Origin of the sequence: Xanthomonas sp., assembly GCF_017163755.1 — a bacterium.
In the GTDB taxonomy this organism is placed as follows: Bacteria; Pseudomonadota; Gammaproteobacteria; order Xanthomonadales; family Xanthomonadaceae; genus Xanthomonas_A.
The window spans coordinates 154,513-175,546 of record NZ_JAFIWC010000008.1 but is presented as its reverse complement, the minus strand read 5'-3'; the positions used below and the strand labels follow the sequence as shown (position 1 = coordinate 175,546).

Annotated in this window: 21 protein-coding genes and 2 tRNA genes; 12 read left to right on the top strand and 11 right to left on the bottom strand. The window is 68.7% G+C overall.

Translation table 11 applies throughout. The annotated features are described in order from the left end of the window. Nucleotides 1-2 precede the first annotated feature (2 nt). The 4 genes from JR065_RS07645 to JR065_RS07630 all read right to left on the bottom strand — a co-directional run bounded on the left by JR065_RS07645 (nt 3) and on the right by JR065_RS07630 (nt 3,021). Nucleotides 3-75 (bottom strand) — tRNA-Glu (locus JR065_RS07645). 46 nt (nt 76-121) lie between these two features. Next, nucleotides 122-197, bottom strand: a tRNA-Ala gene (locus JR065_RS07640). Nucleotides 198-265: 68 nt separating this feature from the next. Beyond that, complete coding sequence (locus JR065_RS07635; protein WP_206233430.1) at nt 266-2,626, bottom strand: heavy metal translocating P-type ATPase; 2,361 nt, start codon at nt 2,624-2,626, stop codon at nt 266-268. Further along, on the bottom strand, nt 2,623-3,021 hold the full coding sequence (locus JR065_RS07630; protein ID WP_206233429.1) for a heavy metal-responsive transcriptional regulator: 399 nt from the start codon (nt 3,019-3,021) through the stop codon (nt 2,623-2,625). The genes JR065_RS07635 and JR065_RS07630 overlap by 4 nt, the downstream gene beginning before the upstream one ends. Nucleotides 3,022-3,328: 307 nt before the next feature. On the opposite strand from JR065_RS07630, the gene paoA reads away from it, so the two are divergent. Genes paoA through JR065_RS07610 form a run of 4 tightly spaced genes read left to right on the top strand, consistent with a single transcriptional unit; the run spans nt 3,329 to nt 8,148 of the window. Further along, entirely contained in the window at nt 3,329-3,976 is a 648-nt protein-coding gene (gene paoA, locus JR065_RS07625) for an aldehyde dehydrogenase iron-sulfur subunit PaoA (protein ID WP_206233428.1), read from the top strand. Next, on the top strand, nt 3,973-4,923 hold the full coding sequence (locus JR065_RS07620; protein ID WP_206233427.1) for an FAD binding domain-containing protein: 951 nt from the start codon (nt 3,973-3,975) through the stop codon (nt 4,921-4,923). The genes paoA and JR065_RS07620 overlap by 4 nt, the downstream gene beginning before the upstream one ends. 1 nt (nt 4,924) lies before the next feature. Beyond that, complete coding sequence (gene paoC, locus JR065_RS07615) at nt 4,925-7,129, top strand: aldehyde oxidoreductase molybdenum-binding subunit PaoC (RefSeq protein WP_206233426.1); 2,205 nt, start codon at nt 4,925-4,927, stop codon at nt 7,127-7,129. Then, entirely contained in the window at nt 7,126-8,148 is a 1,023-nt protein-coding gene (locus tag JR065_RS07610; RefSeq protein WP_206233425.1) for an XdhC family protein, read from the top strand. Before paoC ends, JR065_RS07610 begins: the two co-directional genes overlap by 4 nt. Nucleotides 8,149-8,559: 411 nt before the next feature. Here the strand turns inward: JR065_RS07610 and JR065_RS07605 are convergent, their stop codons facing one another. Further along, nucleotides 8,560-9,132: an isochorismatase family cysteine hydrolase gene (locus JR065_RS07605; protein ID WP_206233424.1), complete on the bottom strand. Its 573-nt coding sequence runs from the start codon at nt 9,130-9,132 to the stop codon at nt 8,560-8,562. Then, nucleotides 9,122-9,565, bottom strand: a complete 444-nt coding sequence (locus tag JR065_RS07600) for a low affinity iron permease family protein (protein ID WP_206233423.1) — start codon at nt 9,563-9,565, stop codon at nt 9,122-9,124. Before JR065_RS07600 ends, JR065_RS07605 begins: the two co-directional genes overlap by 11 nt. Before the next feature lie 219 nt (nt 9,566-9,784). Between JR065_RS07600 and JR065_RS07595 the strand changes: the two genes are divergently transcribed. From JR065_RS07595 to JR065_RS07580, 4 genes are all read left to right on the top strand, one after another. After that, entirely contained in the window at nt 9,785-10,294 is a 510-nt protein-coding gene (locus tag JR065_RS07595) for a ferritin-like domain-containing protein (protein WP_206233422.1), read from the top strand. Nucleotides 10,295-10,430: 136 nt separating this feature from the next. Further along, nucleotides 10,431-11,069: a DUF6766 family protein gene (locus JR065_RS07590; RefSeq protein ID WP_206233421.1), complete on the top strand. Its 639-nt coding sequence runs from the start codon at nt 10,431-10,433 to the stop codon at nt 11,067-11,069. 7 nt (nt 11,070-11,076) lie between these two features. After that, nucleotides 11,077-11,478 (top strand): hypothetical protein, encoded by a 402-nt coding sequence (locus JR065_RS07585; RefSeq protein WP_241093453.1) that lies wholly within the window; start codon nt 11,077-11,079, stop codon nt 11,476-11,478. A gap of 179 nt (nt 11,479-11,657) precedes the next feature. Further along, complete coding sequence (locus JR065_RS07580; RefSeq protein ID WP_206233420.1) at nt 11,658-12,167, top strand: ferritin-like domain-containing protein; 510 nt, start codon at nt 11,658-11,660, stop codon at nt 12,165-12,167. A gap of 105 nt (nt 12,168-12,272) precedes the next feature. Here the strand turns inward: JR065_RS07580 and JR065_RS07575 are convergent, their stop codons facing one another. The 3 genes from JR065_RS07575 to JR065_RS07565 all read right to left on the bottom strand — a co-directional run bounded on the left by JR065_RS07575 (nt 12,273) and on the right by JR065_RS07565 (nt 14,881). Next, nucleotides 12,273-13,172, bottom strand: coding sequence for a manganese catalase family protein (locus tag JR065_RS07575; protein WP_206233419.1), 900 nt, complete (start codon nt 13,170-13,172; stop codon nt 12,273-12,275). 555 nt (nt 13,173-13,727) lie between these two features. Continuing rightward, entirely contained in the window at nt 13,728-14,294 is a 567-nt protein-coding gene (locus JR065_RS07570; protein WP_206233418.1) for a mechanosensitive ion channel family protein, read from the bottom strand. 212 nt (nt 14,295-14,506) lie between these two features. Further along, nucleotides 14,507-14,881: a sensory rhodopsin transducer gene (locus tag JR065_RS07565; RefSeq protein WP_206233417.1), complete on the bottom strand. Its 375-nt coding sequence runs from the start codon at nt 14,879-14,881 to the stop codon at nt 14,507-14,509. A 55-nt stretch (nt 14,882-14,936) separates the two neighbouring features. Between JR065_RS07565 and JR065_RS07560 the strand changes: the two genes are divergently transcribed. Next, nucleotides 14,937-15,902 (top strand): TIGR03885 family FMN-dependent LLM class oxidoreductase, encoded by a 966-nt coding sequence (locus tag JR065_RS07560; protein WP_206233416.1) that lies wholly within the window; start codon nt 14,937-14,939, stop codon nt 15,900-15,902. Here the strand turns inward: JR065_RS07560 and JR065_RS07555 are convergent. Together JR065_RS07555 and JR065_RS07550 are read right to left on the bottom strand one after the other, a co-directional pair. Further along, complete coding sequence (locus JR065_RS07555; protein ID WP_206233415.1) at nt 15,899-17,479, bottom strand: alpha-amylase family glycosyl hydrolase; 1,581 nt, start codon at nt 17,477-17,479, stop codon at nt 15,899-15,901. The two genes, JR065_RS07560 and JR065_RS07555, sit on opposite strands and share 4 nt — an antisense overlap. 368 nt (nt 17,480-17,847) lie before the next feature. Next, a complete protein-coding gene (locus JR065_RS07550) occupies nt 17,848-18,066 on the bottom strand; it encodes a hypothetical protein (RefSeq protein ID WP_206233414.1) in 219 nt (72 codons plus the stop codon). A 67-nt stretch (nt 18,067-18,133) separates the two neighbouring features. On the opposite strand from JR065_RS07550, the gene JR065_RS07545 reads away from it, so the two are divergent. The 3 genes from JR065_RS07545 (at nt 18,134) to JR065_RS07535 (ending at nt 20,980) form a co-directional block, all read left to right on the top strand. Beyond that, the gene (locus JR065_RS07545) at nt 18,134-19,351 is read left to right on the top strand and encodes a magnesium transporter CorA family protein (protein ID WP_206233413.1); all 1,218 of its coding nucleotides are present in this window, start codon (nt 18,134-18,136) and stop codon (nt 19,349-19,351) included. Nucleotides 19,352-19,440: 89 nt separating this feature from the next. Further along, nucleotides 19,441-20,610, top strand: a complete 1,170-nt coding sequence (locus tag JR065_RS07540) for an ATP-binding protein (RefSeq protein WP_206233412.1) — start codon at nt 19,441-19,443, stop codon at nt 20,608-20,610. Continuing rightward, on the top strand, nt 20,603-20,980 hold the full coding sequence (locus JR065_RS07535) for a response regulator (RefSeq protein ID WP_206233411.1): 378 nt from the start codon (nt 20,603-20,605) through the stop codon (nt 20,978-20,980). Before JR065_RS07540 ends, JR065_RS07535 begins: the two co-directional genes overlap by 8 nt. Nucleotides 20,981-21,034 lie beyond the last annotated feature (54 nt).

Here is a 21,034-nt window from a genome sequence, read left to right as displayed (position 1 = left end):
GGCGTCCCCACGGGGATTCGAACCCCGGTCGCCACCGTGAAAGGGTGATGTCCTAGGCCTCTAGACGATGGGGACGCATTTAACGATGTCACTTGCCGGACAGGCCTAATGCCCGAAAAGTTGGTGGAGCCAGCCGGGATCGAACCGGCGACCTCTTGCATGCCATGCAAGCGCTCTCCCAGCTGAGCTATGGCCCCACGTGTGCTGCGAGGAGCGGAATATTAGCGACGGCCCCGTTCATGCGCAAGCCTTTTTTGAAGTTTTTTTAACAATGCGGCGCAGGCGCTTGTTTCCCGGGCGATTGGATGCGCAAACGCAGTGCGTTGGCGATCACCGACACCGAACTCAGGCTCATCGCCAGCGCCGCCAGCATCGGCGACAGCGACACGCCGAGCGGGTACAGCGCGCCGGCGGCGATCGGAATGCCGAGCGCGTTGTAGGCGAAGGCGAATGCCAGGTTCTGGCGCATGTTGCGCACCGTCGCCGCCGAGATCGCGATCGCGCGCCGGATCGCGCCAAGGTCGCCCTTGACCAGCGTCACCTGCGCGCTGGACATCGCCACGTCGGTGCCGGTGCCCATCGCGATGCCGACGTCGGCCGCGGCCAGCGCCGGCGCGTCGTTGACGCCGTCGCCGGCCATCGCCACCCGCCGCCCCTGCGCCCGCAGGCGTTCGACCAGCGCCGCCTTGCCCGCCGGCGTCATCTCCGCCTCGACCTCGTCGATGCCCAGCGTCGCGGCCACCGCCTGCGCGGTGCGCGGGCTGTCGCCGCTGGCCATCACGATGCGCAGGCCGGCCTGGCGCAGCTGCGCGATCGCCGCCGGCGTGCTCGGCTTGATCGCGTCGGCCACCGCGAGCAGCCCGGCCAGCTGCCGCCCGACCGCCAGGAACATCACGCTGGCGCCCTGGCTCTGCAACGCGGCGGCCTGTTCCTGCAGCGGCGCGACCGACACGCCAGCCTCGCGCAGCAGCGCCGCATTGCCCAAGGCCAGCTCGCGTCCGCCCTGTTCGCCGCGGACGCCGGCGCCGGCGATCGACGCGAAGCCGTGCACCGGCAGCGTCGGCAACGCGCGCCGCCGCGCCTCGCCGACGATCGCCGCGGCGAGCGGGTGTTCGCTGCCGAGCTCCAGCGACGCCGCCAGCTGCAGCACCTCGTCCACCGCGAAGCCGGGCAGGGCGATGGCCTCGCGAAACGACGGCCGCCCCTCGGTCAGCGTGCCGGTCTTGTCCAGCACTAGGGTGTCGACCCGGTGCAACGACTCGATCGCCTGCGCGTCGCGGAACAGCACGCCGCTGTGCGCGGCGCGGCCGCTGGCGACCATGATCGACATCGGCGTGGCCAGGCCGAGCGCGCACGGGCAGGCGATGATCAGCACCGACACCGCGTTGAGCAGCGCATGCGTCCACGACGGCGCAGGCCCCCACAGGCCCCAGCCGAGCAGGGTGGCCACCGCGATGCCGATGACCGCGAGCACGAACCAGAACGCGACCTGGTCGGCCATGCGCTGCATCGGCGCGCGCGAGCGCTGCGCCTGCGCCACCAGTTGCACGATCTGCGCGAGCAGGCTGTCGGCAGCGAGCTTGTCCACGCGCACGACCAGGCCGCCGCTGCCGTTGAGCGTGGCGCCGATCACCCGGTCGCCGGGCGCCTTGGGCACCGGCATCGACTCGCCGGTGAGCATCGATTCGTCGATCGACGAGCGGCCTTCGACGACGCTGCCGTCGGCGGCCACGGTTTCGCCGGGGCGCACGCGCACCCGGTCGCCGATGCGCAGCTGGTCCAGCGCCACGTCCTGTTCGCGGCCGTCCTCGCCGATGCGGCGCGCGCTGCGCGGCGCCAGCCGCAGCAAGGCCTTGATCGCCGCGGACGTGCGCGCGCGCGCCTTCAGCTCGAGCAGCTGCCCGAGCAGGGTCAGCGACACGATCATCGCCGCCGCCTCGAAGTACACCGCGACCCGGCCGTGCGCATGGAACGAGGCGGGGAACAACTGCGGCCACAGCGTGGCGACGACGCTGTACAGGTACGCGGCCAGCACGCCGGTGCCGATCAGCGTCCACATGTTCGGGCTGCGCCGCCACAGGGACTGCGCCCAGCGCTGCAGGAACGGCCCGCCCGCCCACAGCACCACCGGCGTGGCCAGCGCCAGCTCGATGCCGCTCAACAGGGCCGGCGCCAGGCCACGCAGCAGCGGCGTCATCGCCAGCATCGCCAGCAGCATCGTCGCCAGGCTCAGCGGCAAGCTCCACCAGAAGCGGCGGCGGAAATCGCCCAGCTCCGGGTTCTCCGGCTCGTCCAGGCTCGGCAGCATCGGTTCCAGCGCCATGCCGCACAGCGGGCAGCTGGCCGGATGGTCGGACTCGATCTGCGGGTGCATCGGGCAGGTGTAGCGCGTGCCCGGCGGCGGCGGCGGCGTCGCGTCGCGCGGCGGCGCCAGGTAGCGCTGCGGGTCGGCGACGAACTTGGCGCGGCATCCGGCCGAACAGAAGTGGAAGGCCTGCCCGGCATGCTCGGCATGGTGCGGCGTGGTCGCCGGATCCACCTGCATGCCGCAGACCGGATCGCGCGCCTGCGCGGCGGCGGTGGCGTGCCCGCCGCAGCACGCCGATTCAGGAGCGGACCGGTTCATGGCGCCTCCCGGTTCAGCGCGGCGATGATCGGGCACTGGCCCAGCGGGCCGTGCCCCGGACAGGCGTCGACCAGCTGCGCCAGCGCATCGCGCATGTGCTGCATGTCGCGCAGGCGCGCGTCGATCAGCGCGAGCTTCTCGGCCGCCGCGCGCTTGACCTGCGCCATCTCGCCGTCGCGGCGGTCGCTGATGTCGAGCAGGTCGGCGATTTCCTCCAGGGTGAAGCCCAGCGCCTTGGCGCGGCGGATGAACTGCAGCCGGGCCACGTCGTCGGCGCGGTAGATGCGGTAGCCGCTGGCGCTGCGCGCCGGCGGCGGCAGCAGTTGCTGGCGTTCGTAGTAGCGCACGGTGTCGATGGGCACGCCGCTCTGGCGTGCGAGCTGTCCGATGTTCATGGTCTGCGGCCTGTGGAGAAGGGCGTGCGCGGATTGTGGACCCTGGAGCGAGGTCCAAGGTCAAGCCTTGGCGGCGGCGGGCTCGCACCGTCCGCTGGCCGCCGCGAGGTTAAGGCGATGTCAAAAGCTCGGCCTGCATTGATGAGCGCAGCTCATAGGGGCATGCGCGCTGGAAGATGAATTGGTTAGCTTCGGCGGCATAGAATCGAACACGATCGATCCGCCGAGGCGTGGACTCACCTTCCCGTGAGCCGCGACCACGCATGCTCGTTGCGATCGTCACGCCAGCACCGAGGAGATGCCAGCCATGAAAGACCTGAAGATGACCCGCCGCACGGTGCTGATCACCGGTGCGGTGTCCGCCGGCGCCGCCGCCGCGCAATCGGTCGCCGGCGGCGCCGCCCGGGTGGTGGCGTCGCCACAGGCAGCCGAGCCGGCAGCAGCGTCCAGCGACGTCGCGTTCGAGGTCAACGGCGAGCCGGTACGCCTGCGCCTGGACAACCGCACCACGCTGCTCGACGCGCTGCGCGAACACCTGCGCCTCACCGGCACCAAGAAGGGCTGCGACCACGGCCAGTGCGGCGCCTGCACCGTGATCGTCGACGGACAGCGCATGAATTCGTGCCTGTCGCTGGCGGTGATGCACGAGGGCGCCAAGATCACCACGATCGAAGGCCTGGGCTCGCCCGAGCGCCTGCATCCGATGCAGGCGGCGTTCGTCAAGCACGACGGCTACCAGTGCGGCTATTGCACGCCCGGGCAGATCTGCTCGGCGGTCGCGGTGCTGGAGGAGATCCGCGACGGCATCCCCAGCCACGTCACCGCCGATCTGCGCGCGCGGCCCAGGTTCTCCGCCGCGGAGCTGCAGGAGCGCATGAGCGGCAACATCTGCCGCTGCGGCGCCTACTCCAACATCGTCGAGGCCATCACCGAAGTGGCGGGAGACCGCGCATGAAATCCTTCAGCTACGAACGCGCCGCATCGCCGGCCGATGCCGCGGCCAAGGCCGCGCGCATGCCGGGCGCCAAGTTCATCGCCGGCGGCACCAACCTGCTGGACCTGATGAAGCTGCAGATCGAGACGCCCGCGCACCTGATCGACGTCAACGGGCTGAGCCTGGACACGATCGAGGAGACGTCCGAAGGCGGGCTGCGCATCGGCGCGCTGGTGCGCAACACCGCGCTGGCCGCGCATCCGCGGGTGCGGCGCGACTACGCGCTGCTGTCGCGCGCCTTGCTGGCCGGCGCCTCCGGACAGCTGCGCAACCGCGCGACCACCGCCGGCAACCTGTTGCAACGCACTCGCTGCCCGTACTTCTACGACACCTACCAGCCGTGCAACAAGCGCCTGCCGGGCAGCGGCTGCGCGGCGATCGGCGGCGTCAACCGGCAGCTGGCGGTGATCGGCGCCAGCGAGACCTGCATCGCCACCCATCCCAGCGACATGGCGGTGGCCATGCGCGCGCTCGACGCCAGGATCGAGACCGTGCGCGCCGACGGCCAGACCCGCAGCATCCCGATCGCCGATTTCTACCGCGCGCCGGGCAGCACCCCGCACCTGGAAACAGCGCTGGAACGCGGCGAGCTGATCACCGCGGTGACGCTGCCCGAGCCGCTTGGCGGTACCCACGTCTACCACAAGGTCCGCGACCGCGCCTCGTACGCGTTCGCGCTGGTGTCGGTCGCGGCGGTCGTGCAGCGCGACGGCCGCGCGCGCGTGGCGCTGGGCGGCGTGGCGCACAAGCCGTGGCGCGTGGAGGCGGCCGAGGCGCAGTCGGCGCAGGGCGCCAAGGCGATCGCCGCGCGCCTGCTCGACGGCGCGCAACCCACCGAACACAACGCATTCAAGCTGCCGCTGGTGGAACGCACCCTGGCCGCGGTCCTGGACGAAGCGAGGGCATGAGATGAAATTCGATACGCCCGCAGGCACCAATCCGATCGACCAGTTGAAGATCGTCGGCAAGCCCGTCGACCGCATCGACGGCCCGCTCAAGACCACCGGCCGCGCACCCTACGCCTACGAGCGGCACGACGTCGCGCCCGGCCAGGCATACGGCTACGTGGTCGGCGCCGGCATCGCCAAGGGCCGCATCCGCGGCATCGACCTGGGCGCGGCACGCAACGCGCCGGGCGTGCTCGGCATCGTCACCGCGCAGAGCGCCGGCAAGCTGGGCAAGGGCAAGTTCAACACCGCCCGGCTGCTCGCCGGGCCCGACGTCCAGCACTACCACCAGGCGGTGGCGCTGGTGGTGGCCGAGAGCTTCGAACAGGCGCGCGCGGCCGCGCAGCTGGTCAAGGTCGACTATGCGCGCGAGCAGGGCGCCTACGACCTGGCCGCGGCCAAGCCCTCCGCCCAGCCGACGAAAAGCAACCCGGACAGCGGCGCGGGCGATTTCGCCGGCGCCTTCGCCGGCGCGCCTGTGCAGTTCGACGCCACCTACCGCACGCCGGACCATTCCCACGCGATGATGGAGCCGCACGCCTCCATCGCCGCATGGGACGGCGACCAGCTCACCGTGTGGACCTCCAACCAGATGATCGACTGGGGCAAGGGCGACGTCGCCCTGACCCTGGGCATCCCCAAGGAGAACGTGCGGCTGATTTCCCCGTACATCGGCGGCGGCTTCGGCGGCAAGCTGTTCGTGCGTGCCGATGCGGTGCTGGCGGCGCTGGGCGCGCGCCAGGTCGGGCGGCCGGTGAAGGTGGCGCTGCAACGCCCGCTGATGTTCAACAACACAACCCATCGTCCGGCCACGATCCAGCGCATCCGCATCGGCGCGACCCCCGATGGCCAGATCACCGCCTTCGCCCACGAGACCTGGTCCGGCGACCTGCCGGGCGGAGAGCCGGAAGTGGCTGCGGCGCAGAGCAAGCTGCTGTACGCCGGCGCCAACCGCATGACCGCCACGCGCCTGGCGGTGCTGGACCTGCCCGAGGGCAACGCGATGCGCGCGCCGGGCGAGGCGCCGGGCCTGATGGCGCTGGAGATCGCAATGGACGAGATGGCCGAGAAGCTCGGCCTGGATCCGATCGAGTTCCGCGTGCGCAACGACACCCAGGTCGACCCGGAACATCCGCAGCGGCCGTTCTCGCAGCGGCAACTGGTCAAGTGCCTGCGCGACGGCGCGCAGCGCTTCGGCTGGTCCCGGCGCAAACCGGAGCCGGCGAGCGTGCGCGACGGGCACTGGCTGGTCGGCATGGGCGTGGCGGCCGCGTTCCGCAACAACCTGGTGATGCGCTCCGGCGCGCGGGTGGCGCTGGAGCCGGACGGGCAGGTGACGGTCGAGACCGACATGACCGACATCGGCACCGGCTCCTACACGATCATCGCCCAGACCGCGGCGGAGATGCTCGGCGTGCCGCTGCAGCAAGTGTCGGTGAAGCTGGGCGATTCGAGCTTCCCGGTCTCGGCGGGCTCGGGCGGGCAATGGGGCGCCAACAGCGCCACCGCCGGCGTCTACGCGGCCTGCGTGAAGCTGCGCGAGGCGATCGCGCAACGCCTCGGCCTGGCCGCCGCGCAGGCCAGCTTCGCCGACGGCAAGGTCGGCGCCGATGGCCGCAGCGTGCCGCTGGCGCAGGCGGCTGCGCAGGGCCGGCTGGTGGCCGAGGACTACATGGAATACGGCGACCTGGACAAGAAGTACCAGCAGTCGACCTTCGGCGCGCATTTCGTCGAGGTCGGCGTGCACGCCGCGACCGCCGAGATCCGTATCCGCCGCATGCTGGCGGTGTGCGCGGCCGGACGCATCCTCAATCCGAAGTCGGCGCGCAGCCAGGTCATCGGCGCGATGACCATGGGCGCCGGCGCGGCGCTGATGGAGGAACTGGCGATCGACCCGCGGCTGGGCTTCTTCGTCAACCACGACCTGGCCGGCTACGAGGTGCCGGTGCACGCCGACATCCCGCACCAGGAGGTGATGTTCCTCGACGAGACCGATCCGATGTCCTCGCCGATGAAGGCTAAGGGCGTCGGCGAGCTCGGCATCTGCGGGGTCGGCGCGGCGGTGGCCAACGCGGTGTACAACGCCACTGGCATCCGTGTGCGCGAGTACCCGATCACCCTAGACAAGCTGCTGCCGAGCATGCCCGAGTGGCGGGTGCGCGCTTGAGCGCAGCCGTCGCCGCGCAAACCCTGCCGGACGCGCCGGACGTGCCGGCGTGGCCGGCATGGCCGGCGTACGCGCTGGATGAGGACCTGCTGCCGACGCTGACGTGCTGGCAGCGCGAAGGCCAGCGCGTCGCGCTGGCGACGCTGGTCGAGGTGCGCGGCTCCTCGCCGCGACCGCTTGGCAGCGAAATGGCCATCTGCGGCGACGGGCGCGTGGCCGGCTACGTGTCCGGCGGCTGCGTCGAGGCGGCGGTGGCGCACGAGGGGCGGGCGGCGCTGCGCGACGGGCGCGTGCGCTGGCTGGATTACGGCGAAGGCAGCGACATCGTCGACATCCAGCTCAGCTGCGGCGGCCGCATCGGGATCCTGCTGCGGCCGCTGACCGACCTGGGCGAATACCTGACCCGCTGGCGCAACGCCAGGCAGCAGCGGCGCGCGTTCCATGTGGCGATCGACCGCGGCAGCGGCGCGGTGCGCTACCTGCCGTCGCCCGACGCGGCGCAGGCCTCCGAGTTCCTGCAGGTGCATCGTCCGCCGCCGCGGCTGGTGCTGGTGGGCGCCGACCCGGCGGTGCTGGTACTGGTCGCGCTCGCGGCACGCCTGGGGTTCGAGGTCCGCGTGATCCGGCCGCACGGACCCGCCGAGCCGCCGCCCGGGCTGGCGCCGGAGCACTACGACCGCCGCGCGTTGGCCGAGGCGCTGGACGATCTCGCGCTGGATCCGTACTGCGCGCTGTACAGCCTCACCCACGACCTGCATGCGGACCTGCAGGTAGCGCGTCGCGGGCTCGCGTCGCGCGCGGCCTGCATCGGCGTGCTCGGCAGCCGCCGCAAGCGCGAAGACTGCCTGCAGCGGTTGCGCGAACTGGGCCACGGCGAGGAGGACCTGGCACGGCTGCGGCTTCCGGCCGGCTGGCGGCTCGGCCCGTCGTCGCCGCACACGATCGCCCTGGGCATCGTCGCCGAGGCCATGCAGGCCATCTGCGGCGAACGCCTCCACGACGCCGCCGCATGCGGATGAGGCGCGTATTCGCGCGCCTGCCAGCGGGGCGGAGACAGCCCGCGAGCACGGCAAAGGCATGAAGTCGGTTCGAACCCCGCACGGGACGCCGGCTGGCGAGGCGGCCAGCCAATGAGCCAGCACCGGCAACACCTGTCCGATACAGGCAGCAAGGGCGGCCACCACTGAACCGGGGACAGGCCCGGCCGGTCCGGACCGGCCGGCCCCGGCTGGCTCGAGCCCCCGCCCATCGCTTGGCGAGATGAGCTAGCCACTTCGCGGCAAGCCCGCGGCAGGCAGACGGCCCTACTCAGGATCTACTGTCGAGCGGGCGGCTCCACCGGCACGCAACCGCGTTGTCCGAGGTCCGCCTCAACATCCACGCCAGCGCCGGCTTGCGACCGTCTGGATCCGATCGTGTCGATCAGCGCATTAGCGCGACCGGCTCAGCGCAGCGATCGCCGCGCGTGCGCTCAGCACTTCCCCCGCCTTGGAGGCGGTGATGGCCTGCAGCGCGCTGCGCATGCCGCCTTCGCTGCCGGCGACGGCGTCGCGCACCACCCGCACCCGGTACTCGCGCGCCTTCGCATCGATCACCGTGGCGAGCACGCACGACTCGGCGCTCATGCCGGTCACGTACAGGGTGCCGACCTCCAGCTTGGCCAGCAGTATCGCCAGCGGCGTGGCCAGGAACGCGGAGTGCTTCGGCTTGAGCACGAAGTAGTCCTGGTTGCCGGGCTTCACCAGTTCGGCCACCGTCTGCGCAGGGCCGCCGGCGCCGCAGCACATCGCCACCAGTTCGCTGAAATCCGATTGCCAATGGGCGAAATTGTCGTTGGCGTAGATCACTGGCGCCCGGCGCGACTGGAACGCCTGGCGCAGGCGTGCGATCTGCCGCGCGGCGGCCACGGCCGCGGGCGCCAATGCGGGCGCCTCGGGAAAATCGAACATGTTGATCATGTCCACGATCAGCAGCGCGGACTTGCCCGGACGCTCACTCGTCATCGCGCAACTGCTCCTGCGCCTTGCGCGCTTCCTCGGCCCCGGCGCTGGACCCGCTTCGGGCCCGGCGCTCCAGCGCCGCCTTGGACGCCAGCGCCTCGTACTTCTTCCTGATCTTCTCCAGTTCCGCCTCGTCCATCTCCTCCAGGTTCAGGAGGATGTTGTCCGCATCCCGGACCACGCGGATCAGCTCGTCCAGCTTGATCTGCATCGCGGCGGTGTCGGCGTTCTGGGTGTGCTGGATCAGGAACACCATCAGGAAGGTGATGATGGTGGTGCCGGTGTTGATCACCAACTGCCAGGTGTCGTTGAAGCCGAATACGGGCCCGCACAACGCCCAGACGATCACGATCGTCACCGCGCCGCAGAACACCCACGGAGTGCCGGCCGCGTACGCGGCTTTCTTGGCGATCGTATTGAAGATGCCCGATCTCATGCGCGTTCTCCTGGTTGGCTGCGGCCATGCCCGGCTATCCTGGAAACCGGGTTGTGCAAGCTCCGTGTAGACACCGGAAATCGCGCCATCCGCGCGGCCCTTTTGCCGGGCCGTTGCGCCTTGACGGCCCGATCACGCCGCATTGTGCCCTCCCTAACATTTGCTGGGGTAGGGTCGGCTTCGGCTGGTTCTTCAACTTCCTCAACACGGAGCCCCGTCATGGCGATCAAGACCATCGAAGACCTGTTCATCCACGAGCTCTCCGACATCTACAGCGCGGAGAAGCAGCTCACCAAGGCGTTGCCGCGCCTGGCGCGCGCGGCCACCAATCCGGCGCTGGCCGCGGCCTTCGAAGCGCACCTGGAAGAGACCAACGGCCAGATCGAGCGCATCGACCGGGTCGTGGAAGTGCTCGGCATCCGGCTCAAGCGCATCAAGTGCGCGGCCATGGAGGGGTTGGTGGAAGAGGGCAAGGAGATCATCGACTCCATCGAGGCCGGTCCGCTGCGCGACGCGGCGCTGATCGGCGGCGCGCAGAAGGTGGAACACTACGAGATCGCCGCCTACGGCACCCTCGCGGCCATCGCCAAGCAGCTCGGCTACCGCGACGCGCTGCCGCTGTTGCTGAGCACGCTGGAAGAGGAAAAGGCCACCGACGAGAAGCTGACCCTGCTGGCCGAATCCGGCGGCAACGTGCAGGCGGCGCAATCGTCGAAGAAGGCCGCTTGACGGCCGCAACGCGCGCCAGCCGCGGCTGGCGGCGCATGTTCCCTTTTGGAGCGGAGAGCCCTGCGCATGCAGGGCTTTTCTGTAGGACTTGAACCCGGCGCCGGCATGCGCCACTACCTGAAGGAAGAAGAACGGAATGTGGAAACGTAACGGTCTGTCGATCGTGTTGCTGGCCCTGATGCTGGCGTTCGTCGCCGGCCAGGCGGTCGCGGGCCTTGATGTGCTGAATCAGGAGCGTGCCGAGCATGGCTGGGCGCTGCTCAGCATGTGGGAGTACCTGCGTTCGGGCCATTTCGTGTCGGCCACGTTCGAGAACTGGGAAAGCGAGTTCCTGCAGATGGGCATGTACGTACTGCTGACCGTCAAGCTGCGCCAGAAAGGGTCGGCCGAATCCCGTCCGATCGACCTTGCGGAAGAACAGGAGAACATCCAGCCGGGACCGCGGCCATGGCCGGTCAGGGTCGGCGGGTGGTGGCTGCGCGTGTACAACAACTCGCTGTCGATCGCGTTCGGGTTGCTGTTCGCGATGAGCTTCTGCCTGCATCTGGCCGGCAGCTGGCGCAGCGAGGTCGACGAGCGCGCCATGCGCGGCGAGGGCCCGATCTCGATCTGGCAGCACCTGAGCAGCGCGGAGTTCTGGTTCGAGTCGTTCCAGAACTGGCAAAGCGAGTTCCTTGCCGTGCTCGCCCTGGTGCTGCTCACCATCTGGCTGCGGCAGAAGGACTCGCCGCAATCCAAGGCGGTACAGGCGCCGCATTCCCAGACCGGCGACTGACTGCTGCATGTCGTTCCTCGATGGTACGGACCATCCAGGCCTAGCAACGCTGAACTGTTCGGGAGCAACACCGATGCAAGGGTCCTCAACCGGCCTGCTGTCCGATGTGCGGGTCGATGACGAAATACGCTACTGGCGCGAGCAACACCGCCATGGCGAGCTGGGCTACTGCGACTTCGATGCGGTGCCTGTGGCCACGGTGCGCCAGGTCTGCGAGATATTCGCGGCCGAACCGGGACTGTCCGAGAGCGAGGCCACTCGCAGCGTACTGCAGCAGCTGCAGCTGCCGGCCGGTTCCATGGATGCGGCGCTGGCGGCGTGGCTGGCCGCCCGCTGCTGGCGCCGCCTGCACGGAAGGACCTCGCGAAGCGGCCGTTATCGCAGCCATGAAACGGCGTTCCGTGGCTGAGGCGGCCGGAGCAAAACCCATTCGGATCGCGCCAGGCCTTGGCCTGCGCGTTCTTCATCAGGCGACTGCGGCGTGCGCTGCGCGATCCGGGTTGCGCCGCAGACGGCGCTTTCACGCCGGGTTGCCGATTCTTCGATGACGCCCGCGTATCGCTTCCCTGACCAACCAGAGGATCCGTCATGACCGAACCGAAAGAGAACCTGCTGAACTGGCTGCGCGACGCGCACGCGATGGAGCAGCAGGCCGAACAGATGCTCAAGGCCCAGGCGGCGCGCATCGAACACTATCCCGCGCTCAAGGCGCGGATCGAGGAGCACCTGCAGGAGACGCTCGGGCAGCAGCGACTGCTCGAAGCGTGCATCGAGCGGCTGGGCAGCTCGCCGTCGCTGATCAAGGACACGATGGGCAAGGTCGCCGCGTTCGGCCAGGCGGTGGGGGGCATGGCCAATTCCGACGAGATCGTCAAGGGCGCGATGGCCAGCTACGTGTTCGAGAACCTGGAGATCGCCTCGTATACCTCGCTCATCGCCGCGGCGAGGACGGCCGGCGATATCGAGACGCAGCGCGCCTGCGAGCAGATCCTGCCGCAGGAGCAGGCGATGGCGAAGTGGATACTCGACCATCTGCCGCAGTTGACCGAGGAGTTCCTGGTCCGCGATGCGACGCCCGGCGTCACCGCCAAGAAATAGCCGGCGAGGCGGATCCTGTCCGCGCCGGCATGGAACGAAACGAAATGGCCCGCCGATCGGCGGGCCATTGTTCTACAGCCAGGCGCTCTTTGCCGCGCTGCCCGCCTACAGCTTGCCCTTGCCGGGAGCCGCAGGGCTCGGGACCGCGCCAAGTTCGGCTCCGGTCATCGGATTGGAGGTGACGTCCGATGCGGTGCGCGTGGCCAGCGCTTCCAGCGCCACGGACTGGCGGTCGCTCAGGCCGGCGACGCTGGCGCTGCCGTCGCTGCCGTCCAGTGCCGCCTGCTCGTCGCGCGCGGACACCACGTTCCATTGCTCGCCGCTGTTCCACGGGCCCTCCATGTCGCCTTCGCCCTGCGACATGTCCATGTACAGATCGGTGAACGCGGGGTCGCCCGGAAGCTTGCCCGGCGGGAAGTTCGGTTCGATCGAGTACAGCGCCTTCTCGAACGACTTCTGGTGCGCGACCTCGCGCGTCATCAGGAACTTCAGCGCATCCTTGATGCCCGGATCGTCGGTCACGTTGATCAGGCGCTCGTAGACCAGCTTGGCGCGGGCCTCGGCGGCGATGTTGGAGCGGAAGTCCGCAGTGGGGTCGCCGATGGTGTCGATGTACGCCGCCGTCCACGGCACGCCGCTGGAGTTGACCAGCGCCGGCCCGCCGCCGTAAAGGATCGCCTGGGTCTGGCTGGTGCTGTTCTGGGTCAGTCCACGCATCTCCATCGCCTCGATCATGCCCTCGGACAGCTCGCCTTTGACGCCCTTGTTGAGCATCGCGATGATCGAGCCGATGATCTCCAGATGGCTCAGTTCCTCGGTGGCGATGTCGAGCAGCAGGTCCTTGCGGCCCGGATCCTCTTCGCCCAGGCCCTGGGTGAAATAGCGCATGGCCGCAGCCAGTTCGCCCTGCGGGCCGCCGAACTGCTCGAGCATCAGCGAGGCCAATACCGGATCTGGCCGCTCGACGCGTACCGTGTACATGAGGCGTTTGTTGTGCATGAACATTCAGGTGTCTCCTTCTGCGCCGCAGCTCAGCTGCGGCCGGTGGGTGTATGGCATCAGCGTGCCTTTGCCTTGGAAGTGGAACGGTCGGGATCGCTGCGGCGCGGTCGTCGCTGCCGAGCGTGGAAGCGTTGTCTGGCATCTCAAGGTCGTCCCCTCGACCGTTGGGATTCGCCTGCTTGTGGTCCTGGGTCTTGTTTCTCTCCAGCGCGGGTGTGTACGGCGAATCTATTCGCGCGATCGTTATTGAAGCCTCAGCAGGCGGTGAGCGCGGCGCGACGAAATGCGGCTGCGCATCCGGGGTTTCGGCCTTCGTGTGGACCGCAGCACATTAATCGACACGCTCAGGGCACCCGCAGTGCAGGTTCGATAGGAATTTCCGAACGACTTCCAGCAGCGATAGCTGACGCAAATGGCGCAATCCGACTTAACGTTGCAAGGTGCGCGCCTGCCGCGGCCGCGAGGTTCGACGACTGCGTGACTGGACCATGGAGCTCGATTCCTGCCGCTCGGCGTTTCCCTTGCGCCTGCGGGCGAGGGCGGATGTCGGCGGACCGGCTATTGGTCGGCGTTGTCGTGCCAGCGGCGGGTCATGCGCTGGAAGAACAGCGAGTTGGGCACCTGCAGGATCGATCCGCGCGTGGCCTCGCGCTGGTCCTGCAGCGTGGTGTAGATGAAGTTGATGTCTATCACGCGTCCGCAGATGCCTGGTTTATCGGCATTGTCGATCACCTCGATCTTGTCGTGCAGGCGAAAGGGCTTCGTGGCGAAGATGAGGAAGGAGCAGAAGATGTTCGACAGGACGCTCCATCCGGCGAAGAACGCGACGGCGCCCACTGCGGTGAACCCGGTCAACGCGGTCCACAACACCCTCGCAGACATGCCGAGCCGCTCCAGGACAAGAAGCGTCGCGGCCGCGTATATCACGCTCGCCGCCAGGCGCCGTACCCCGGTAGCCAGTTCGGGCGGAATCCCGTACCGGCGGCATACGCGATGCATGGTCGCCTCGACCAGCCGCACCAGCAGCCAAGCGCAGCCGAGGATGGCAAGGATCTCCGCGACGGGGATCACGATGCCTAACCAGTCTTCCAGCCAAGGTGGCCGGGTTGTATGCCGCTGGCCCATCTGCGCTACTCCTGGATGGCACGCGCCGCGCGCTCGGGATGAGCGTTCGCAAGCGCGACTCGGGTGCCGCCTTGCCATGAGCCCCTGCGTATCCGCTCTGGCGCAGCGGGGGAATTTGTCGCCTGTTCTGTCCGTTGGCTGGTCGCGGAAACGGTGGGACACAGGCGATGCATCTCGGCGCTGCCGCACCATGCGGCGCCGATGTGCAGCGCCTAGAGAGGGTAGGCGATGGTGGTCATCAGCGCATTGGCCGCCTGGCGCGAATCCAGTCGCGTGTGCTGCACCACGATTTCCACGTCGGATCGGATCAGCGACGCGAACGGAACCCCTCGCGGGATGGGTTCGGGGTCCTCCAGGTCGTTGAACCGCACATGGCGTGTACGTCTGGCGGGAACGGCAATGCGGTAGGGCCCCACCGGATCGCGATCCTCGAAGAAGATCGTCAACTCCACCGCCGCGTCGCTGTCGCCGGCGTTCAACAGGCAACAGGTTTCGTGGCTCTCCAGCTGCGGCTCCGGGCCATTGCTCCAGCCGGGGATATAGCCTTCGGCGATGGCCCAGGTCGTTTTTCCGATCGGCGGCTTCATGACGCGGTTTTAGCTCCCTGCGTGTTGCGATTCCGTCAAGCCTTGGTCAACGGGAATGCATGTGATCGGTTATCACGCTTCGCACGAACAGTTCGATCCCGCAGCGCTGCTCGGTCATGTGCGCAGGGCCGAACAGAGCGGCTTCGACGCGGCGATGTGCTCGGACCATTTCCATCCTTGGAGCCGGGCGCAAGGACAGTCCGGCCACGCCTGGGTATGGACCGGCGCGGCGATGGCGCAAAGCCGGCTGTCGTTCGGCCTGGTGAACTGCCCGTTCCAGCGCTATCACCCGGCCATCGTCGCGCAGGCCGCCGCCACGCTGGACCAGCTGCATCCCGGCCGGTTCTGGATGGCGGTCGGCAGCGGCGAGGCGCTGAACGAGCGCATCACCGGCGCTGCGTGGCCGGCCAAGCCCGAGCGGCATGCGCGCCTGCGCGAGGCGGCGGAAGCGATGCGTGCGCTGTGGGCGGGCGAGACCGTCACCCGGCACGGCGCGGTCCGGATCGAGGGCGCGCGCCTGTACACGCGTCCCAGCCGCGCGATCCCGGTTTTCGGCGCGGCGCTTACGCCGGAAACCGCACGCTGGCTGGGAAGCTGGTGCGACGGGCTGATCACGGTGAGCATGCCGATGCAGGAGCTGCGCGGCGTGGTCGAGGCGTTCAAGGACGGCGGCGGCGCCGACAAGCCGCTGTATCTGCAGGTGAAGCTGTCCTACGCCGATTCGCACGACGCGGCGCTGGAAGGCGCGATGCAGCAATGGCGGACCAACGTGCTTGCGCCGGCGGTGGTCGAATCGTTGAGCCAGCCGGCGCAGTTCGAAGCCGCGGCGGCAGCGGTCGATGCGGCGTACTTCTGTACCCGGGTCAACGTCTCCGCGGACCTGGGCCGGCATGTCGCGTGGCTGCAGGCCTATACCGAACTCGGGTTCTCGCGGCTCTACCTGCACAACGTGAACCGCGAGCAGGCGCGCTTCATCGACGACTTCGGCAGCCGCGTACTGCCGCATCTTCGGGCGCGCTAAGCCGGTACACACAGCCAGGCATAGCCGTATCCCCGCATGCGCAGCTGGCTGCCATCGAGCTCGATGCGATCGGCCATCGGCACCTCGATCGCCGCCGCCGGTGCGCCGATATCCACGGACGTCGGCGATGCGGACAGGTTCACCAGCGCGAGCAGATGCCGCTCGTTGCCGGCAAAGCGCAGCGCCAGCACATGCGAAGGCCCCAGCTCCAGCGCCTCGGGCTCGCCGCAGAACTGAGGGAGTGAACGCCGGGCATGCAGCATCTGCCGCACGCGGTTCAACAATGAGCGGCCTCTTTCCTGCATCGCCACGTTGATGCGCGCATAGCCGAAAGGGCCATCGCGCAGCGGCTGCCGCCATGCGCGCTCGGGGCAGTCGGTGAAGCCAGCGCCCGCTCCGCCGTGCCATTGCATGGGCACGCGTACCGCGTTGCGCTCGGGGAGCGCCAGGTCTTCGCCCAACCCGATTTCATCGCCGTAGCGCAGCACCGGCACCTGCCCGAGCGAGAGCAGGACCGCGTGCGCCATCGCCAGTGCGTCGGGATCGGCATCCAGCATCGGCGCCAGCCTTCGCCGGATTCCTCGACCATACAGGCGCATGTCGGCCCGCGGCGCGAAGCGTTCCATCACCTCTTCGCGCTCGTGCGGTTCCAGTTGCTCCAAGTCGAGTTCGTCGTGGTTTCGCAGCCATGCGATGCGGGTCCCGCTCGGCGCTCCGCTGCCGTACTCGGCCAACGTGCGGGTGATCTCGCCTGCGTCGGCACGCGCCAGGGCCAGGAAGAAGTGATTGTTTAGGTGGAAGTCCAGCAGATGGGAAAGGCGCGTTCCCGCGCCGAGGTAGGTGCCGTAGTCGCTGGCCTTGACGTCCGCTTCGCCGATGAGCACCGGTTTGCTGCGGTACGCGCTCGCCGTGCGGCGCATTTCCTCAAACAGCCACAGCCCGTCGTCCTGCGGATTGGCGCAGCGGGCGCGTTCGACCATGTACGGCGCGGCGTCCACGCGAAAGCCGCACACGCCGCGTTCCAGCCAGAAGCGCATGACCCGCGCCATCTCGCTGCGCACCGGCGCGTGCCCGAGGTCCAGATCCGGCTCGTGCGCGTAGAACATGTGGCGGTAGTAGCGCCGCACGTCGCCCTCCCAGGTCCAGATGGTGGGTTCCATGGGCGGGAACATGGGACCGGGCGACCGTGCCGGCGGCGCCTCGGCCCAGACGTAGTGCCGGGCCAGCGCGGCGTCGCCGCGCCGCGCGCCCTGGAACCAGGGGTGCAGGTCCGACGTGTGCTGCATCACCAGCTCGACGATCAGTTCGATGCCGCGCTCGCGCGCGGCGCGCACCAGCCGGTCGAACGCCGCTTCATCGCCCAGGCGCGGATCTATCCGGCAATGGTCGATCACGTCGTAGCCGCCGTCGCGCCCGCCACTGCGGAAGAACGGCAGCAGCCAGATGTGGCTGATGCCCAGGGACTCCAGGTAGTCCAGCTTGCTGGCGATCCCGTCCAGCGTGCCCCAGCCGTGGCCGTCGGAGTCGCGGAACAGGTAGGGGTCGATCTGATAGATCGCAGTGATGTTCGGCTGCATGCTAGAAGACCGTCTGAAGGGGGCGGAACGCGGCCCGCGGTCGTATGAACGATGGACGACCCGCCTCGGTGGAGGCACGGACCGGCGGCGGTGGTCGAGGAGGCGGCTGGTCCGCGCCGCTCCAGCAACGTGGGCGAACCGGGACCCATGCGGCGCCGATGCAGTACACGCCTCGACGACTGGCACTATGCGGCGCGGACGGATACGCACGCTACGATCAGCAGAAACCGGCCCAAGCACCAGACGCTCGCGGCATCGGTCCGCACCGCGAAGGCTGCGCCAGTCTCTGCGACTGCGCTCATCGTTGCATGCGCGGCGTCCAGAGGACGTAAAGGCGTGGCGAACCGTCGATCGGGACGGTCAAAAACTCACCACACCGGCACGCCCGCCGCCGAAATCCTCGCTTCGGCCAGCCGCTGGGCGACGAAGTAGGTCGCCGCCGCGCGGTCCGCGAAATACACGCCTTCGAAGCGGTGGCGATAGAGCACCGCGCCGCCCGATGTCGCTACCTCGATCTCCGTCACCACCTGTCGATCGACGTCCACCAGATGACCTGTCAGCACGTACTCGCCTAGGTTCCTTACCATCCAACCCCACTCTGGGCATGTCGCCCATGCGTGTCAGTGGTCAGTCTTAGAATGTAAACAGGTTAAGTTGCGTGAAGTCGATGAACCGCGGTTCAGGCTTGCAGCGAAAATCGCCGACGCCAGGCAGTATCCGCTAAGGCTCGGGCAGGTAATTTGTGTCGCGTCCGTCGACGCTCAGGACCGCGGCCTGGATCGTGGCAGCGCAACACGGAGCAGGCGGCGACGGCGCCCCCGATCACCCTCGCATCGAGGGAACTCCGATCCTTTTGCCGAGGAGACAGCGATGGCCGACGGCAGCGAATCACCGAACGCGCAGACGCGGATCAGCATCGCCCTGTACGGACGCGAGGATGCCGCTGGCCTGCAACTGGACGACCTGAAGCGGTTGCGTCTGGCCAGCAACGAACTGCTCTGGGTCGACCTGCAGAATGCGCAGGAGCGGGATATCGCCACCGTCTGGTCGGCGTTGAACCTGGCGCGGGACGCCCTCCCGGCGCGGCCGTCGAAGACCCATCCGGCGATCGGCAAGCACGATGGCCACTTCAGCGTGCGCGTGGTCGCGGTGAAGGACGCGGTGGGCCACCGCTACGACGGCGCGGTGCTGACGATCGTGGCCGGGCCGGATTTCGTGGTCACCGTGCACGAAGAGGCCATCGCCTTCATCGACGAGCTATTGGCCAGGGAGCAGGGCACCGCGCAGATCGGCTGCCTCGGCGAAGCCAGCTTCGTCGCCTCGCTGCTGGATGGGCACCTGTCGACCTATTTCGCGGCGTGCGCGGCGTTCGAGATGGAGATCGAGCGGCTGGAGGTGCAGCTGTTGGCCGACAGCGCCCCTGGGCGTGCCTGCCTGCCGCAACTCGGGCGGCTGCGGCGGTCCGCGTCGCGCCTCCGGCGCATGCTGGCGCCGCACCGCCGCGTGTTCGACGGCCTCTCGCGGCCGGACTTCCTGCCCGACGACAAGGCCCCGGCGCTGCGCCATCTCCAGGAACTGGACGAACGGTTCGAGCGTGCGATGGACGTGGTGGAGAACGCACGGGACCTGGTGGTCGGCAGCTTCCAGCTGTTCATTACGCAGACCGAGCTGCAGACCAACGAACGGATGAAGCTGCTGACCTTCGTCACCGTCGTGACCGGCATGCTTGCGGTCATCGCCGGCATCCTCGGCATGAATTTCGACACCGGCCTCTTCGCCAGCAATTCCTTCGGCTTCTGGGCCGCCGTGGCGCTGATGATCGTGCTCGGGCTGGTCGCGGTGGCCGTCGGCCGCCACCGCAAGTGGATCTAGCGGCGGGTGGGCCAGACGCGGGCTTTACATCTCCTTCACGCCACCGTCACTAGGCTTTCGCCGTTACAGGGGTCCTATTTGATAATTCGGTGACAACGGCCGGTACATCTTTGGCATTGCCGCTCGCTGACGAAAGCCGGCAGTTCAAGCTGCTTGTGCAGAGCGTCTCCGACTACGCGATCTACATGCTCGACCCGGTCGGACACATCCGCAGCTGGAATGCGGGTGGCGAGCGGATCAAGGGCTATCGCGCCGACGAGGTGATCGGCACCCACTTCTCGCGTTTCTACACCCCCGAGGACGCCGCGCGCGGCGAACCTGCGCGCTCGTTGGCGACCGCACGGGCCGAGGGACGGTTCTCGGCCGAAGGCTGGCGCCAGCGCAAGGACGGCAGCCGGTTCTGGGCGTCGGTGGTGGTCGAGGCGATCTGGCAGCGCGGCGAGCTGATCGGCTTCGCCAAGGTCACCCGCGACGTCACCGAGCGCTACGAGGCGCAGAAGATCCTGCAGCAGGCGCAGCGTGCGCTGATGCAATCGCAGAAGATCGAAGCCGTGGGCCGGCTCACCCTGGGCCTGGCGCACGATTTCAACAATCTGCTCACGGTGATCGTCAACAGCCTGGACCTGATCGGCATGCGCCCGGACGCCGACGCGCGCACCCACGCCTTGATCGAGGTGGCGCAGGGCGCCGCCGACCGCGGCACGCTGCTGACCCGGCAGTTGCTGGCGTTCGCGCGCGGGCAGGATCTGGCGCCCGAACGCCATGCCGTCAACGAAGTGGTCGGCCGTTCGCTCGAGCTGTTCCGGCGCGCCTGTTCCGGGACGATACGGTTTGAAGTGGAGATGGACGACGGGCTGCCGGACATCTGGGTGGACGCCGGGCAGCTGGAAGCGGCGCTGCTCAACCTGGTGGTCAACGGCCGCGACGCGATGCCCCAGGGCGGACGCATCGTGCTCAGCACGTCGGCGAAGCGCCAGCTGGTGCCGGACGACCCGCAGGGTTCGCACAAGACCTACGTGAGCATCTCGGTGCAGGACGAGGGGCACGGCATGCCGCCGGAGGTGGCCGAACGCGTCTTCGAGCCGTTCTTCACCACCAAGGAAGTGGGCAAGGGCAGCGGCCTGGGCCTGAGCCAGGTGTTCGGCTTCGCCTCCCAATCCGGTGGATTCGTCGACCTGGACACCGCGCCGGGGCGGGGCACGCGGGTCAGCCTGCTGCTTCCGGCGTTCGAAGACATCGAGGACATCGAGCATGAGTGATGCGCTGCGCGTGTTGTTCGTCGAGGACCAGCGCGAACTGCGCGAACTGATCGGCGCGGCGTTGCGCGACCTGGGCATCGAGACCCATATCGCCGACGACGGCCAGGCTGCGCTGCGCATGCTGCGGGAGCAGGGCGCCTACGATGTGGTCTTCAGCGACGTCAGCATGCCCAACGGGATGTCCGGCATCGAATTGAGCCTGCACGTGGCCGAATCGTTCCCGCAGGCCAGGGTGATCCTGGCATCCGGCTACGCCAAGTCCCAGTTGCCGCCGTTGCCGCCGCACGTGGAGTTCCTGCCCAAGCCGTACCGGCTGACGCAACTGCTGGGCCTGCTGCGCGCCGGCGCGGCGCCTTCGGCGTCCGCCTAGCGCCGGTAGCGCTACCGGCCGGCCGAGTCGAGCGGCCGTTGCCGCGGCGCGGCA